Origin of the sequence: Frischella japonica (assembly GCF_014489845.1) — a bacterium.
GTDB classification, from domain to species: domain Bacteria; phylum Pseudomonadota; class Gammaproteobacteria; order Enterobacterales; family Orbaceae; genus Frischella; species Frischella japonica.
Genome location: NZ_JABURY010000016.1, coordinates 280,874 through 295,914, shown reverse-complemented (window position 1 = coordinate 295,914; position 15,041 = coordinate 280,874). Strand labels below are relative to the sequence as shown.

Below are 15,041 nucleotides of genomic sequence, written 5' to 3'. Positions count from 1 at the left end.
CTAAACGTGAACTTGAAAATCATTCATTAGCGATACAGGAACAAATTAATGAACTACTCAAGAATAATGATTGTGCTGGTCAGTTGGTGCCTGATGGTATTGCAAACCGCTTGTACCAGCGAGCGAAAAGTTTACGTCAATCGGCCGATACCAGAGAGCCTTTTAACTGACTGTTTGCCAAACATACCATCAAAAATGATGACTTTTGGTGATAGTGTTAACTATAACGAACATTTGCTCAATGTAATTGAAAAATGTAATGAGGATAAACACGCCATAAAAAAAATCATTAATCGTCAATAGCTAATTTTATAGCATAACTGCCTTAATATCCTGATTAATTTTGATTTGCAAACTGAGAAAATTGTAAATCTTACTTTTTATCACCAACAAAAATCAACCGATATCATTTGTTGTGTTCCATTTAACAATCAACCAATCTCATCAACAAAAAATCAAATAAGGACCAATTTGATATGGAGTCATTATGACTATTACAACCGTGCAACAATTAGATATGCAAGGCATATTAAAGATGATAGCAGTTGCTTTGTCATTACCCGATGATTTAGTCATTGATGCAGCTAATTCAATTGATATTAGTCATTATCAAGAATACATGACAGTTTTAGCATTATCACAAACTGAAATAGGTTCACAAATAACCTATGACAGCGATAATGAAGTTGAAATCATTCATAGTGTCAATGAATTAGTATTATCCGTTAATGCTTATGGTAGTCGGGCCTTTCAACTGATTAGCCAACTTATTTCATCGATGTCTTTATCATTCATGAAACAATGGCAAAGGCAATTGAAGATCGGGTTTTTACGTTCATCAGCAATAAATACTCTATCCACAGAAAAACCACAACAGGTACAAGTCGAATTAATTTTTTCAATCAGCAATATTTTTAAAGCGGACGTCTATATAGGCGAAAGCGTTCAAATCATAACAGAGGTAAATAAATGAGTTTATCAATTAATCAAATTGTTAATGTATCACTTGAACAATCTTCCCAAGGAGCGACTAAACGCGACTTAAGTGTTATTGCACTTTTCACTGATGAAATGTGCGATGACTTTAAGAATATACATTGTCGTCATGTCATGGTTTCATCAGCAGATGATGTTGCTAATCGTTTTGGTAGTCACTCACGTGTATATCAGGCGGCAAAAAGTCTTTTTTCAGCTCGACCACGATTAAAAACCGCATTGATTGCAAAATATGTTAAGTCAGATTTAGCGATAGCTGCTACGGAAGCAAAATTAGCTGGATCTACTGTTTCAATTGATTATGTAAAATATAAAACCATTAATAATGGTTATTTTAGTTTTACGCTTGGTGAAAAAGTTATAGATATTTCAGGTTTATCTTTTTCAACCGTGTCATCATTAGCGATGGTAGCTAATGTGATTAATAATGCCGTAAGTGAAGCAACAAATAATCAGATTAAAATCATTTTTGATGAAAAAGGTCATCGCTTTATTCTTCAGGCAACACAACCTGGTTCAGATATCGCCTTAAATATGGGTTATGTCTATGATGCTAAACATGATGGTACTTACATTGGAGAGTATTTAAATCTTGTTGATGGTAAAGCTACCCTTTATAAAGGTATCGATGCAACATCTCATAATGCAGAAAGCATTAGCGACGCCATGACAGCTTTACAGAATAAATATCAGAATTGGTATGGTGCCTATTTTGCTAATGTAATTACAGATAGTGAACTGCTAGAAGCCCACGATTGGGTTGTGAGCGCGGATTTAAAAATTTTAGGCTTTACTGAAACGCGTGAAGCTAACCTTGAATATACAGATAACAATATTCTCAAAAAAATAGCGCAAAAAAATAGCGGACGCTTAATGGTGCAATACAACAATACCGGGAATGAGTTTGCCGGTGTTGAATTAATGGCAATTGCATTATCAACAGTTTGGACCGGACTGAATACCGCTAAAACAGTTAAATTTAAACAACTTAATAGTGTCAGTAGTGATGATAAGATCACGCTTAATGAAGCCACAAAATGTCGTCGATTAGGTATTAATTTTTATACCGATTATTCTGGTGTCAATATGTTAGCAGAAGGCGTAATGTTAGGTGGGACATTCATTGATATTATCACTGGCTTAGATGCATTTACCAACGCAGCGCAAATTCAGGCCTTCAATACACTTCAAGGTCGCTCCTCAAAGTTACCACAAACAGATGAAGGACAAGCAGTATTGCTGGCTAGTCTGGCAGTTATTGGTGAACAATTTAAAAATAATGGTTTTTTAGGCCGAGGTAAATGGTCAGGGGAAAATGTTGGTGATCTTGTTTATGGTGAAATTTTAGAATCAGGTTATTACTTCTATTCAGATAGTTTTGATACCCAAGATGTCAGTGATCGAAATGCGCGCAAAATGATGCCTATTAATGTAGCACTTAAACTAGCTGGAGCCGGTCACAGTGTTGATATTATTATTAAATACAATATTTAGGAGTAAATAATGGAATTTTCTTTATCTGATGCAGTATTAACAATTAATGGTGAACAAATTACTGGTTTTGAAAATGCACAGGATGCAATATCAATCGCCCCAAACGGTGATGATGGTGATATCACATTTGGTACCAATGGAGATGGTGTATTTATTCACTCTTGTAATCAAGGAGCAACGGTCACCATCAAGATTTTACAACATGCAAAAGCGAATAAATTATTAAATGATTTACGTAATAATCAAGTTAAAAATTCACGTTCATCGAAATCTAATTTAATTGTTTATGAAGACTTACGTAATGGCGATAAGATCACTATTACCGATGCTTGGTTCACAACACCACCAACTATTGCACGTGGTACTTCTCATAATGGTAATACTTGGACATTAAAAGCGATTACCGCCGATTTTCAATTAACTGAAGGTAAATAAAGATGCAAAGTGAAGATAAAATTATTGGTAATTGCACTTATAGCTTTCGTAAAGCGAATTTTATGGTAGCGAGAACAGAAGCGTTTAAATTAACAGCCCTTTTAAAAGGCTGTTTTGCATCTGAGGGAAAAACCGATTTTGATATTGGGCAACTTTTATCAAATTTAAATTCTCAAGAAATGAATGAGGTAGAAAAATTTATAGCTCAACATACCGTTGTCACTGATGAAAATGGTAAAAAGTTTTTATTACAAAAAGATAACGAAGCGGAAAGTTTTTTTAATGAGCATCGCGATCAATATCTCCAATTTTTATTTGAAGGGTTAAAATTTCATTTTTTGGGTTTTTTACCAAATGGCCTCGCATCCAAAGTAAGTACGCTCAGCTTGGACAATCTAGCGGATTTAGCGATGTAGATTGGTTTATTTGGACACCGGTAGTAAAAGGATTTACTACCTTAAATGATCTCAGAACCATTTATTCGTTAGATGATGTGTTAGATATGCATGAGGTCATAGCTGAAATGGCAATAACAGAAGCAGAAATGAGTAAGAGGTAACAATGCATGTTGATCAAATGTTGATTAAGCTTGGATTTGATTCATATAAAGCAATTAAAATAGCGGTTGCAATTCAGTTGATGGTTAAAGTTGTTAATAATGTTCAACAGCAATGCCAGCATTATAATAAATCCAATGATAACAAAGCACTTAATATTATAAAAAAGGAAAATGATAAGAAAACACCTGCTAGTACCAGCAAGCAAGACGACGATAAACAAAACTCAAAAGAAATAAAAAAGAAACTAAATTTACTTAAATCAACGCTAAGTGTTATAAAAAATATTGTTAAATTTAGCAAAAATATCGCATCATTTTTTAATGAAGCGATTAACAATGCCAAAAAACTTGCTAATGAAGAAGATGTATTATTCAAAATAACTTGTTGTCAACTTTATCTAGTTGAAAGATATAATAAAACCATGTCTGCGCTTGGCGTCGCAGTTGATAGTATTTGTACTAAGATTGCATTAGATTTGGCGCCAATAATTATTGAAATTGCTAATGATTTTCATAATTGGTTAAAAGCGAATAAGGAATTAATTGCGCATGGAATTGCTGTGTTAGTGAAATGCATTGGCACGATTCTCCATGCAGTTAGTAGGGCAATAAAATACATTGATAAAATTATTACCGCGACGATTGGTTGGGAAAATACCTTAACAATTTTAACTGCAGCATGGATTATATTTAATCGACATTTATTATTTAGTCCGATTGGTGTGGTAATTGGATTGATAACAGGATTGCTTATATTATTCGATGATTTAATGACTTATCTGGAAAAAGGTGATAGCACATTCGGTGAGTTTTGGAAACCATTAGTAAGCACAGTTCACATGTTGCATGATCTTTTTAATTCATTACCTAAACCAATTAAAGACTGTTTACTTGGTCTAGGAACATTCATCGGCGGTCTGGCTGGTCTAAGTTTAGGGGCAATAGGTTTATTTAATGTTATAAAATTAGTTTTTAGTTCATTACAGATACTTGGTGGGAGTTTAACCACTATCGCTTCAGTGTGTAAAACTGTGATAGGTCCGAGTTTCTCTTTTTTGATAAGCATATTTAAAGGTTTTACCGTTGTAGCATTAAGATTGGCATCATTGCTTATATCCGGTGTAGCCACTTCAATAACCGTGGTTGCTTCAGTGGTAAAAACGGCCTTTTTAATGATGGGTAGCGCACTTAAAACTTTAACTACAATTTTGATTGCTAATCCAATATTGCTTATTATTGCTGCTATAGCGCTTGCCGCGTACCTTATTTATGATAATTGGTCGGCAATTGAATCATTTTTTTCTAAATTATGGGATGATATTGTATCAGCGTTTAAACCTATAAGTGCTTTTTTCAAAAAGTTGTGGGCTGCTGTCATTAGGATATTTTATTACGCGATAGATGGTATTGTGTCGTATTACAGCTTGCTTTGGAAAGGCGTTGTAATCGTCTGTAAATGGATAGGGTCATTGTTTAAGAATTTATGGACTGGTATTACCAACCTATTTTCTGGAGCCATTGATGGTATTATAACACTCTTTGATGTGCTTTGGGATGCTGCTGTAACAGTGGTTAAATCTATAGCTTCATGTTTTGGGCGTATTTTTGATTATATCTGTTCTCCATTTAAAGCTGCCTGGAAATTTGTTAGCAATTTCTTTGATTCTTGTCATGAATACACTAATTCGTTTGTGAATAAAATTAGTAAAAGTTTTTTGCAAATGGGTAGTAATTTAATGTCATTACTTAGCCGTTTAGGAGGGTGGGGTAAAGGTAAATTTACTTCAATAATTGACAGTGTATCAGATAATATAAAAGGGGTTTTATCTTGTTTTGGTTTAACATCGGATGATACAAAAAACAATCGTAATGGTTATACTACTACTGACATAATTGATTTTCAGACAGTCGCTGCCGTATCACAAAAAGGTGCCAGAAAAAATATATCTAATACCGTCAATCAAGGTAATATTAACAATAATATTGTCATTAATGCTCAAGATACCAAAGCAGCGGTTAGTCAAGCCAGCAATGAACTAATTAAACAAATTATTGATGCTAATAATAATGCTAGAACGGCAATGGGGGTCTATTAATGGCTTTTGAAACGATCTTAAATTCATCGAATAATCATAGTGGTGCGTTGCTAAGTAATTCTTTTGGCTGCTTTGATTTCGACGCTGTTACGATAGTACAGCATGCATCAAATTTAAATTTGACTGAAAATCCAATTGAAAACGGTACAAATATTAATGATCATGCCATATTACAGCCAAAAGAAGTTACGCTTACAGGCATTATTGTAGGTTATACGCCTCCGTTTAAGATGCTTTTAACCAAAAGTGAAGCGTTCTTAGAGGTGGAATATAAATCATCCATAGAAGTTCAAATAATGTCTGCCATAGCAAATTTGAAGGTAAAACAAATTTCCTCGACTTATGATAATGATTATAGAGTTAATAATCGTTTAACAACAGATTTTCTGCCTGATTACGATCCAGTCTCTTTAGATATAAGCGAAAGTGATCGAATTGCTCACGCTTATGAATTGTTATTAAAAATCCAACGTTCTGGGAAAGTTTTAACCTTAGAAACACAAATGAAGCGTTATAAAAATATGATGATTACATCTATTAGTAGTGCACAAAAAAATAGTATGTCAGCAGAATTTTCATTAACTTTACGGGAAGTTTTTATTGTAGAAACTCAAATTGGCTCTGGATTTAAAGATTGGTTAGGTAAGACAAATCCTAAACAAGTCGATAGTTATTGTCTCTGTTCTGATTGATAGGTTGGTGAAACAATGTATAGAATTCAAATTACATCGGCAGCAGTCCAAGAACAATCATTTTCACTCTATGAAATGAATCTTAGGCTGACACTCTATTATAATCAGTTGTCCAGATGTTATCAGTTTGATTTATTTGATCTCAATAAAAATCAGTTTATCACTCAGTTAAAAGGATTATCGGTGAGTAGTCCATCGCTGCTTGAATTTAATTTACCATTTGTTTTGGTTTTAAAAGATAAATCAGAATTGGGTATTGGATCAATTAGTCAAACAGATTTTGCTAACAGATTTGCTTTATTGATTATGACAAGAGAAGAATATCGTGAAACAATTCGGACGAGAGATACTACTTAAAATTGGTAATGAGGATGAAAGTTTAACCTATAGTAATTTAAGAATAACTTTTAATGTTACAAAAACAATTAGCTCAGAACCCAATACCGGCGAAATTACCATCTACAACTTAAATCAAAATACCCGCAATTTAATTACCACGAAATACTACCAACATGTTGAGTTATATATCTGTTATCGGGAAGATGATTTTCGATTAATATTTAAGGGTGATGTTATCAGCATTAATAATTCACAATCTGATTTAGATATCATTACGCATTTAAAATGTGCTGATGGTTTCAAGGCGTACACTGATAAAACAATCGTTAAAACATTATCATCAGGTCAAAGTGACATCGTGGTTGTTAATGAAGCGTTAGCAAGTTTTAACATTCAAGCCGCGACAATTGATTTACCGCGAAATACTATTTTGCCAAGAGGAAAAGTATTATTTTGTGATGCTCGTGAAGCGGTGTCTAAAGTCGCTATAAATAATCGCGCTGATTGGTCGATTCAAGATGGACAACTCGCGATTATTCCTAAAAACACAGCGCTTCGCAATGATGAAGGATATATTATCTCAAGCGCTACAGGCATGATTGGAAGCCCTGAAAAAAATGACGATGGTTTAGAAGTTACAACCCTTTGTAATCCATATTTTAAAATTGGTGGTTTAATTCGAATTGAGTCGCAGATAACGGAATATAACGGCAATTATAAAATTAAGTCAATTCAACATGAAGGTGATTTAATGGGCAGTGACTGGAAAAGTAAATTAGTTTGTACAGGTGGTAATTTCGTTATAAAAAAATAACGAGAAATAACCTTTAATCAGCCTCCAATGGAGGCTTTTTTATTGTCAAAATTTAGGTATCACAATGGTTGAATCATTATTTAATGTAATTAAAGGTTGTATAACACAAGATAGATCAACGTTATATACAGCGTTGCCTGCGCGAGTGGTCAGTTTCAATGGGCATACGGTTACGTGCGAGATCATGATTAACAAAATGATGACTAACGGCCAAGAGATTGAGCTCCCTCCCTTAGTCGATGTGATTGCACAGTTTCCTCATGCAGGTGGATTTTGTTTTACCGTTCCAATCAAAGCCGGTGATGAAGGATTAGTGATATTTTCCAGTCGCTGTATCGATGGATGGTATGCATCAGGCAACAAATCGATTCCACTTGATAACCGCATGCATGATCTCAGTGATGGCATTTTTATCGTTGGTGTAAACAGTGTGCCAAACAAAATTTCTGATTTTTATCATGATGGTGTATCAATGCAGACTGATGATGCTTCGACATATATCCGATTGGCTCAAGGTAAGATTTATATAAAAGGAGATATAGAACATTTGGGTAATTGTCAACAAATAGGGGATGCTGTCTTAATGGGAAGCTATAATCAAGTAGGAAGTTGGACGCAACAAGGTGGAATGGCATCGGCAAAAGGGACACTACAAGCTGAGAAAATTATTGGTGGTGGTATTGATTTAGAAAATCATGTTCACGTTGAAACCAATAAGATTACGGAGAAACCGAAAAAATGATAGTGCGAGAATTGGATATTAACCATGATTGGACATTTGGACGCGGTAAGGCCAATTATTTAACCGGTTCGGCTGCAATTAGACAATGTATAAAAACAAAATTATTTTCTTTAAAAAACAATTGGTTTTTAAATAAAGATGATGGCATCGCGTGGTTCAATTATTTAGAAAAAAATCCTGATACTATTCAATTAGAACGTGAAATTAAAACAGCCATATTGAGTGTTGAAGGAGTCAACGAAATTATACATTTTACTATTTTACTCGATAGTATAACACGGATCTTTTTAGTTCAAGTGACCTATAACGATAAATATAACAATTTAAATGAGGTTGAATATTATGTTGACAGTCACTAAAACTGGCATAACAGTCGATAGTTATCAAACAATTTATAACCGGCTTTCTAATCAATTTAAAAAAATTTATGGTAATGATGTTAATTTAGATAGTGATACGCCTGATGGGCAGTTATTGGCATTATTTGCCAAAGAAATGGAAACCATTCATCAGTCAGTTTCATTTATTGTGCAAATGTTAGATCCTTATCAGGCAATGGGACAATGGCTCGAACAACGAGCTTTATATGCTGGCATTATTAGAAATACGGCATCCTATTCTTATATTGATAGTGTCATTATTACTGGTAAACCTAATACACATATCCCGTTAAATACTGTTCTGATTGATCAGAATAAGCATCAGTGGATCGTAACTGAAGCGATTACTTTAAATGAATTAGGTAGTGGTAGAACTCAGTTACGTTCAAATGAATTAGGTAATTATAAAGTTAAAATCAATGAGATGTTGCAATTATCTACCATTATTATAGGTATAGAAAAAGTAATTGTAAATTCTGAAAGTCATGGTGGCTCAGAAGAAGAAAGTGACGCCGATTTATTAAAACGCTTTATGTTGTCACATTCAATCAACAGTAACGACGAACGATTAGGGATTAAAGCCGCATTATATAACTTACCTGGCGTAGCAAAATGTGAAGTTTATGAAAACTATTCTCATTTAACCGATGAAAAAGGGATACCTCCTCATAGTATAAATGTGGTAATTGCTGGCGGTGATGATGAAGAGATTGCACAAACGATTGCTAGAAAGAAAATCGGTGGGTGTGGTTTATCAGGGAAACTTGAAAAAAAAGTTTGGTTATATGATGCTCAACGTTTAGTTCGTTTTGATCGTCCGATTCGTAACAATCTCACAGTTTCAATGCGTTTAGGCCGTTATAAATCGTTTAGCGATATTGATACTCAGTCTATTGAAAAACATTTAATGGCACTTGATTTTGAAATTGGTGAAACGGTTTATGCAACTCGGTTAATATCCAGTATTAATTTAACTAATGGGTTTTATATTAAATCATTAACAGTTAATAATTCTGACATTTGCTACGTCGATTATCGTGAATATGCCGCTATAACAAAAGTAGAGGTATTTATCGATGGCTAGGAATTATTTGATTTTACAGTACCACAATAAACCAAAAGCATTAGGTACAATCAATGCGTTATATGCGATGACTGATGAAATTTTTAAAACAGTACTCGACATTGCTGATGTCCTTAATATCGATAAAGCGAAAGGTTATGCATTAGATTTAATTGGCCTGCATGTTGGAATGAGTCGAATATTAAATCATGCAGTAGCCAAACAGTTCTTTGGTTTTTTAGCCGATGAAATAGCATTAGGTTTTAATATAGGTAAATTTTATCGTTATGATGATTCATTATACGATACTGTCCGTCTTGATGATGATGACTATCGTTTTTTCCTCAAAGCGAAAATAATGAAAAATTTTCAGGATGGTACTTTAGCTAATTCGATCCACTCAATTCAATATTTGTTAAGCCAAGCGAGTAACGTCATCGATAATCAAAATATGACAATGAATATTGTCGTCGATCGCAATCTCCTCAATACCATCAAACTTTATGCTATTAAATACTTAGATATTCTGGTACGCCCAGTTGGTGTTAAATATCAATTTATCGTTATCACAAATCAACAACCATTTGGCTTTTATCATGATAAACAATCATTTGGATTTGATAATGGTACATTTATAAGATTAGAAGCAATAGGACATTAATGATGAAAATACAAAAACATCCCGATTATTTAATTTTTGCCCAAGATTCAAAAAGTGGTGAATTACTGGATTTCCCTGATGTACCTCGCGGATGGGGAATTACTATCGATCAAACCGCATCTAAACCGCCAATGGAGTGGATGAATGGCGCTTTTAATCGTATCGATAAAAACATGATGTATTTACTCCAACAGGGTGTGCCAGAATGGAGTGAGCAAGTTTTTTATCCCGTTAATGCAATCATTAAATATAATGGAATTATTTATATTGCCAAAGTAGAAAATGAAAGCGCCAATCCTATAAGTAATGTCAATAAATGGACTAAATTAATCCCAGACGCCTCAACTGAACACAAAGGAATTGTGCAATTAAGTTCAGCTATTGATAGCGATTCTGAAAGTCAAGCGGCGACAGCTGGAGCAGTTAAAAAAGCATATAATTTAGCCAATACGGCAAATAAAACAGCAAATACCGCCAATACGACTGCGAACACAGCAAAAACCAATGCGGCAACCGCACAAACTAAAGCAGATAGTGCGTATACGTTGGCAAGCACTGCGAACACAACAGCTAATACGGCTAAATCTATCGCTGAAACGAATGCTTCAACTACTGCTAAAGGACGTGTTCAGCTTAATTCAGCAGTAAATAGTACAGCAGAAAACCAAGCAGCAACACCAAAAGCGGTAAAAGATGTATATGATTTTGCTAAGAATGCTATGAATAACTTTATCGGCGTTAATCAAAAGTGGTTCGATGTAACAAATGAAAGACTTATTAATATTATATATACAAATACAACTAAAAAACCTATTTTTATTCACGTCGTTGTTTGGTCATTAAGTAGTGCTTCAGCAGTAGATGCAACGTTATTTGTAGATGATGTGAGTATAAAATTTGGTGGCGGTGGAGTTGGTCACAATGGGGCGTGGAAAATGGCAAATGCGAATATTATTGTACCCGCTAACAGTAAATATAAATTAAATATAACAAATGGAACAGTTTTTACGTGGTTGGAGTTGCGCTAATGAAATATTACAAAGATGAAAATGATAATGTATTTGCTTATGAAGATAACATCCAAGAATTTAGCCACTATGATGAGATTTCTGAAATAGACGAAAACGGTGAAACTGTGGTTAATAAAATTTATCCCGCATTTACAGTAAAAAAGGGTTTAATATTAATAACGGAAGATGAAGCAAAAGAGCTAATAAAGCCGATTTTATCTCAAGATGATATCATTAAAAATTATGAGATAACAAAGTCTCAACTTATGAATAATGCAAACAAACAAATCGAAATACTACAAGACATCATCGATTTAGGTATGCAAGAATCAAACGAGGATGAACAACTCAAGGAATGGAAAAAGTATCGAATATTACTTAATCGTATTAATGTGAATGACGCGCCAAATATTGTTTGGCCAGAAAAACCGTCAATTTAAAAAACATAATGCGTATTATTATAATGCCTATTTTATCATCACATACGGTGTGGTGAAGATCTGTCATATTGATTCGTTCATCCATTTCAAGTTTATATATTATCAATTAACTAATTTCTTTATCCGCACATATTACTAACGCAAAACAGTGGTGTTATTAATCATACCTGAATGGTGTCCTTCCATTCAACCAATACACGTCATATTTACCTACCTAACTAACGACAAAGGCAGCGGTAGCTGTCTTTGCTTGTCTGTTTTTTGTGTATTAACCGATTGATTTTTCAATTCTCAATAGTGGTACTAACAAAACAGGTGAGCGTTAATATATTTTTTAAATCAATAAAAAAATTAATTTATGTGATTGCAGACTTAAAAATTAATTGCAACCATTTTCTGTAAACCAAACCATTTTATTTTAGTATTGATAATTTGATATAACTGATAAGGGGATTACTATGCTTAAGGAAAATAATGAATTATTCAATGACATTGAGGCAAAATTGATGCAAGTACAGACTTTAATCGAGGTAATACTTGATAATCATAACTATCAAGCGGTAGGATATGATGAACCTTTCATTGACCATCATAAATCAGGTAATCTTATGTGGGCAGCAGCTGATTTAGTCCATCAAGCTATTGAAGAATTGCGTGAACTTGATTTTAATATCAAAAATCATTATTGATGTATTCGATATTATTGGTTGAGTACTTTAATTGCTTTTGTTTAACGAACTAAAATAATTAGAGCATAGTCACGCTATTAATTATTTTTTTATTAGATATCTATTGATATTAAGTAAATACTATTTAAACAATAAGTATTTTTCATTGATCTTCTTAGTGAGATATGTAAAAACGAATTCTAATATATTATTGGCAATCTCTGTTTGCTGCCCTATAACATAACTATCAGATTTTATTTTTAGTATCATATGAGCAAAGATTAAAACGGTTTCCGAGCGTTGATTTACCTGATAATTCATCGAATATTGTAATGCTTTATCAGGTAATTAACCTATGTGAAGTGGTGAGTGATAATTAGCTAAACTCTTAGCATAAATATTATCAATGCAGGATTGACTTAATAGCATTTTAATATGTTATCCAATACTGATTATCCTGAGTTTATGTTTTTTATATGTCTTGATATTGAGATAATCATATTGTAAAAATTCTATTATTAATATGTTTGCTGTAAATATTTATTATTAATGGTAAATTAAAATACATATTTGTTCGAAAATGATCATGATATCTTAACCTTAGCAAGATCTTTAACTTGCGTTGTATAAGCTGGTGACAAAAATTGCTGCTTCATATGCCATTGTCCTTTCACGCCTTGTGACGCAAAAAAAATTTTGCCCATATTTGATCGATTAATCTGATCGATAGTTTTCATTAATGTTTCATTTTTAATCTGTTTTTTGTGATCTAAAAATAAATCGAATTGTTTCAATTTATGGTGATGAAAATCATTTAAAATAACACCTGCCTTTTGATATATCCTATCTTCTAACCATATCCTCTTAAGAATTTTTTGTGCAGCCGTTAATAATTGCCGGGTATCATTGGTGGCGGCTAGTATTTCTGAAGCATAATTACTGTAGTAAGGTGTATTAGGCGTAAATGGACTGCTACGAATAAAAACGGTAATATGCTGACAATATTGCCCATCAGCTCGGAGTTTTTCTGCTGCGCGAGCTGTATAGTTACAAATAGCTTCCTGCATAACAATAAATTCTGTCACTTTTTCGCCAAATGAACGTGAGCAAACAATTTGTTTACGTGGCTCGCTGACCTCTTCTAATGATAGACACGACTCACCATTGAGTTCGCGCACTGTTCTTTCCACAATAACATTAAATTTTTTTCGTGCTTGATAAGGTGATAATTGTGCTAAATCCATCGCAGTATGAATATTCATCATATTCAGTTGTCTGGTTAATTGTCGACCAATTCCCCAAACTTCAGCAACGGGTGTAATTGCCATTAATTTACGTTGCCGATTGCGCTCAGAAAGTACTACCACACCTTCGGTTTTTCGCCACTTTTTTGCTGCATAATTAGCTAATTTAGCTAATGTTTTAGTTGGACCTATCCCTACTCCAACTGTTAAATGGTTATGTTGTTGTATGGTATCTCGGATAATTTTCCCTTGCCATGCCAAAGATAATTGTTGCTCGGAGTAAGATAGTTGACAAAATGCTTCATCAATACTATAAATTTCTATATTCGGTGCTAATGTAGCCAAGGTTTCCATAACACGATGAGACATGTCAGCATATAAAGCATAATTACTACTAAAGACCTGTATAGCATATTGACTAATAAATTCAGGCGATAATGTAAAATAGGGTTGGCCCATTTTAATCCCTAGTTCTTTTGCTTCATCATTTCTGGCAATAACACAACCATCATTATTACTTAGAACAATGATAGGTTTATTTTCAAGATCTGGACGAAATACCTTTTCACAACTGGCATAGAAAGCGTTAACATCAACAAGAGCAAACATTGTTAAGCCTGATGAATAATAAAAGTGACGACACCAAAGATATTTAAATCGTCGGGATTGTTGATAATAATCGGATGAAAGTTCTGATTCATCGGTTTTAACATGAGTTGTGGTATTAAACACAATTTCTTAATAGTAAATTCCCCTGAAACATTTGCAATCACAATATCACCATGTTTTGGCTTTTTAGCTGAATCAACTACCACTAAATCACCATCTTGGATATACCCTTCATTCATGGACTCACCTGATACTCTTAATAAATAAGTGGCAGCGGGATGCTTAATTAAGAGTTGGTTAAGATCAATACGTTTCTCAATAAAATCTTGCGCAGGGCTAGGAAAACCTGCCGCAATATACTCCATAAATAGCGGAATTTTGTTTGCAATGCACAGATTTTCTTGTTTAATTGGAAGAAAATCTAAATTTTTAAATTTTTTAATACTGTTCATGCATACAGTATATTTATTTTTATGCGAAAATAAATATCTAAACAATGTAAGATAATTAATTTAGATTTCTTATTATAATCAAATTGATATATTTATTTTAAATTAAAATAATAATACGATATCTTTACGAACTTTATTATATCAAGATAAATAAACATCTCATATTTCGCCACACTTATTTGTCATAAAATATTATGCCTATGCGAAATATATTTTGCACATATGCGCAAAATATTGCACATCATTTACAGCATACGTTCTTATCCAATGTAATTTTTATAAAATAAATCATTATATTAATTTTTTTATAAAGCGAATTCTAAATTGGTATACGTATTGCAATACTT

18 protein-coding genes are annotated in these 15,041 nt (G+C 33.2%); 16 read left to right on the top strand and 2 right to left on the bottom strand.

The genetic code is table 11. From position 1 onward, the window contains the following. Nucleotides 1–48 precede the first annotated feature (48 nt). From lysC to FcAc13_RS08280, 16 genes are all read left to right on the top strand, one after another. On the top strand, nucleotides 49–303 hold the full coding sequence (gene lysC, locus FcAc13_RS12525; protein WP_425499467.1) for an Rz1-like lysis system protein LysC: 255 nt from the start codon (nucleotides 49–51) through the stop codon (nucleotides 301–303). Between the two features lie 184 nt (nucleotides 304–487). Continuing rightward, entirely contained in the window at nucleotides 488–973 is a 486-nt protein-coding gene (locus tag FcAc13_RS08350; protein WP_187755749.1) for a phage neck terminator protein, read from the top strand. Continuing rightward, nucleotides 970–2,490: a DUF3383 family protein gene (locus FcAc13_RS08345; RefSeq protein WP_187755748.1), complete on the top strand. Its 1,521-nt coding sequence runs from the start codon at nucleotides 970–972 to the stop codon at nucleotides 2,488–2,490. Before FcAc13_RS08350 ends, FcAc13_RS08345 begins: the two co-directional genes overlap by 4 nt. A gap of 9 nt (nucleotides 2,491–2,499) precedes the next feature. Beyond that, the gene (locus FcAc13_RS08340; RefSeq protein WP_187755747.1) at nucleotides 2,500–2,925 is read left to right on the top strand and encodes a tail tube family protein; all 426 of its coding nucleotides are present in this window, start codon (nucleotides 2,500–2,502) and stop codon (nucleotides 2,923–2,925) included. Between the two features lie 2 nt (nucleotides 2,926–2,927). Then, nucleotides 2,928–3,341: a putative phage tail assembly chaperone gene (locus tag FcAc13_RS08335; protein ID WP_187755746.1), complete on the top strand. Its 414-nt coding sequence runs from the start codon at nucleotides 2,928–2,930 to the stop codon at nucleotides 3,339–3,341. A 145-nt stretch (nucleotides 3,342–3,486) separates the two neighbouring features. Further along, entirely contained in the window at nucleotides 3,487–5,580 is a 2,094-nt protein-coding gene (locus FcAc13_RS08330; RefSeq protein WP_187755745.1) for a phage tail protein, read from the top strand. Beyond that, nucleotides 5,580–6,272 carry a phage baseplate protein gene (locus FcAc13_RS08325; RefSeq protein ID WP_187755744.1) on the top strand — a complete coding sequence of 231 codons (693 nt, stop codon included), beginning with the start codon at nucleotides 5,580–5,582 and terminating at the stop codon, nucleotides 6,270–6,272. The genes FcAc13_RS08330 and FcAc13_RS08325 overlap by 1 nt, the downstream gene beginning before the upstream one ends. A gap of 15 nt (nucleotides 6,273–6,287) precedes the next feature. Next, nucleotides 6,288–6,629 carry a phage baseplate plug family protein gene (locus tag FcAc13_RS08320; protein ID WP_187755743.1) on the top strand — a complete coding sequence of 114 codons (342 nt, stop codon included), beginning with the start codon at nucleotides 6,288–6,290 and terminating at the stop codon, nucleotides 6,627–6,629. Continuing rightward, the gene (locus tag FcAc13_RS08315; RefSeq protein ID WP_187755742.1) at nucleotides 6,598–7,425 is read left to right on the top strand and encodes a phage protein; all 828 of its coding nucleotides are present in this window, start codon (nucleotides 6,598–6,600) and stop codon (nucleotides 7,423–7,425) included. The genes FcAc13_RS08320 and FcAc13_RS08315 overlap by 32 nt, the downstream gene beginning before the upstream one ends. A gap of 64 nt (nucleotides 7,426–7,489) precedes the next feature. Then, nucleotides 7,490–8,167: a Gp138 family membrane-puncturing spike protein gene (locus FcAc13_RS08310; protein WP_187755741.1), complete on the top strand. Its 678-nt coding sequence runs from the start codon at nucleotides 7,490–7,492 to the stop codon at nucleotides 8,165–8,167. After that, entirely contained in the window at nucleotides 8,164–8,526 is a 363-nt protein-coding gene (locus FcAc13_RS08305; protein WP_187755740.1) for a contractile injection system sheath initiator, read from the top strand. The genes FcAc13_RS08310 and FcAc13_RS08305 overlap by 4 nt, the downstream gene beginning before the upstream one ends. After that, entirely contained in the window at nucleotides 8,510–9,631 is a 1,122-nt protein-coding gene (locus FcAc13_RS08300) for a baseplate J/gp47 family protein (protein ID WP_187755739.1), read from the top strand. Before FcAc13_RS08305 ends, FcAc13_RS08300 begins: the two co-directional genes overlap by 17 nt. Beyond that, entirely contained in the window at nucleotides 9,624–10,271 is a 648-nt protein-coding gene (locus FcAc13_RS08295) for a baseplate wedge 1 family protein (RefSeq protein ID WP_187755738.1), read from the top strand. Before FcAc13_RS08300 ends, FcAc13_RS08295 begins: the two co-directional genes overlap by 8 nt. Further along, complete coding sequence (locus tag FcAc13_RS08290; RefSeq protein ID WP_187755737.1) at nucleotides 10,271–11,299, top strand: tail fiber protein; 1,029 nt, start codon at nucleotides 10,271–10,273, stop codon at nucleotides 11,297–11,299. Before FcAc13_RS08295 ends, FcAc13_RS08290 begins: the two co-directional genes overlap by 1 nt. Continuing rightward, complete coding sequence (locus FcAc13_RS08285) at nucleotides 11,299–11,721, top strand: tail fiber assembly protein (RefSeq protein ID WP_187755736.1); 423 nt, start codon at nucleotides 11,299–11,301, stop codon at nucleotides 11,719–11,721. Before FcAc13_RS08290 ends, FcAc13_RS08285 begins: the two co-directional genes overlap by 1 nt. 458 nt (nucleotides 11,722–12,179) lie before the next feature. Next, nucleotides 12,180–12,410, top strand: coding sequence for a hypothetical protein (locus tag FcAc13_RS08280; RefSeq protein WP_187755735.1), 231 nt, complete (start codon nucleotides 12,180–12,182; stop codon nucleotides 12,408–12,410). Nucleotides 12,411–12,973: 563 nt separating this feature from the next. On the opposite strand, the gene umuC is transcribed toward FcAc13_RS08280, so the two are convergent. Both umuC and umuD read right to left on the bottom strand, forming a co-directional pair. Then, nucleotides 12,974–14,242, bottom strand: coding sequence for a translesion error-prone DNA polymerase V subunit UmuC (gene umuC / locus FcAc13_RS08275; RefSeq protein ID WP_187755734.1), 1,269 nt, complete (start codon nucleotides 14,240–14,242; stop codon nucleotides 12,974–12,976). 2 nt (nucleotides 14,243–14,244) lie between these two features. Then, nucleotides 14,245–14,607: a translesion error-prone DNA polymerase V autoproteolytic subunit gene (umuD, locus tag FcAc13_RS08270; protein ID WP_246415112.1), complete on the bottom strand. Its 363-nt coding sequence runs from the start codon at nucleotides 14,605–14,607 to the stop codon at nucleotides 14,245–14,247. Between the last annotated feature and the right edge of the window lie 434 nt (nucleotides 14,608–15,041).

What these genes read in the sequence shown, in the direction of transcription:
- lysC (WP_425499467.1), top strand. Translation starts at nt 49, where the DNA reads ATGAACTACTCAAGAATAATGATTGTGCTGGTCAGTTGGTGCCTGATG.
- FcAc13_RS08350 (WP_187755749.1), top strand. Translation starts at nt 488, where the DNA reads ATGACTATTACAACCGTGCAACAATTAGATATGCAAGGCATATTAAAG.
- FcAc13_RS08345 (WP_187755748.1), top strand. Translation starts at nt 970, where the DNA reads ATGAGTTTATCAATTAATCAAATTGTTAATGTATCACTTGAACAATCT.
- FcAc13_RS08340 (WP_187755747.1), top strand. Translation starts at nt 2,500, where the DNA reads ATGGAATTTTCTTTATCTGATGCAGTATTAACAATTAATGGTGAACAA.
- FcAc13_RS08335 (WP_187755746.1), top strand. Translation starts at nt 2,928, where the DNA reads ATGCAAAGTGAAGATAAAATTATTGGTAATTGCACTTATAGCTTTCGT.
- FcAc13_RS08330 (WP_187755745.1), top strand. Translation starts at nt 3,487, where the DNA reads ATGCATGTTGATCAAATGTTGATTAAGCTTGGATTTGATTCATATAAA.
- FcAc13_RS08325 (WP_187755744.1), top strand. Translation starts at nt 5,580, where the DNA reads ATGGCTTTTGAAACGATCTTAAATTCATCGAATAATCATAGTGGTGCG.
- FcAc13_RS08320 (WP_187755743.1), top strand. Translation starts at nt 6,288, where the DNA reads ATGTATAGAATTCAAATTACATCGGCAGCAGTCCAAGAACAATCATTT.
- FcAc13_RS08310 (WP_187755741.1), top strand. Translation starts at nt 7,490, where the DNA reads ATGGTTGAATCATTATTTAATGTAATTAAAGGTTGTATAACACAAGAT.
- FcAc13_RS08305 (WP_187755740.1), top strand. Translation starts at nt 8,164, where the DNA reads ATGATAGTGCGAGAATTGGATATTAACCATGATTGGACATTTGGACGC.
- FcAc13_RS08300 (WP_187755739.1), top strand. Translation starts at nt 8,510, where the DNA reads ATGTTGACAGTCACTAAAACTGGCATAACAGTCGATAGTTATCAAACA.
- FcAc13_RS08295 (WP_187755738.1), top strand. Translation starts at nt 9,624, where the DNA reads ATGGCTAGGAATTATTTGATTTTACAGTACCACAATAAACCAAAAGCA.
- FcAc13_RS08290 (WP_187755737.1), top strand. Translation starts at nt 10,271, where the DNA reads ATGATGAAAATACAAAAACATCCCGATTATTTAATTTTTGCCCAAGAT.
- FcAc13_RS08285 (WP_187755736.1), top strand. Translation starts at nt 11,299, where the DNA reads ATGAAATATTACAAAGATGAAAATGATAATGTATTTGCTTATGAAGAT.
- FcAc13_RS08280 (WP_187755735.1), top strand. Translation starts at nt 12,180, where the DNA reads ATGCTTAAGGAAAATAATGAATTATTCAATGACATTGAGGCAAAATTG.
- umuC (WP_187755734.1), bottom strand. Translation starts at nt 14,242, where the DNA reads ATGTTTGCTCTTGTTGATGTTAACGCTTTCTATGCCAGTTGTGAAAAG.
- umuD (WP_246415112.1), bottom strand. Translation starts at nt 14,607, where the DNA reads ATGGAGTATATTGCGGCAGGTTTTCCTAGCCCTGCGCAAGATTTTATT.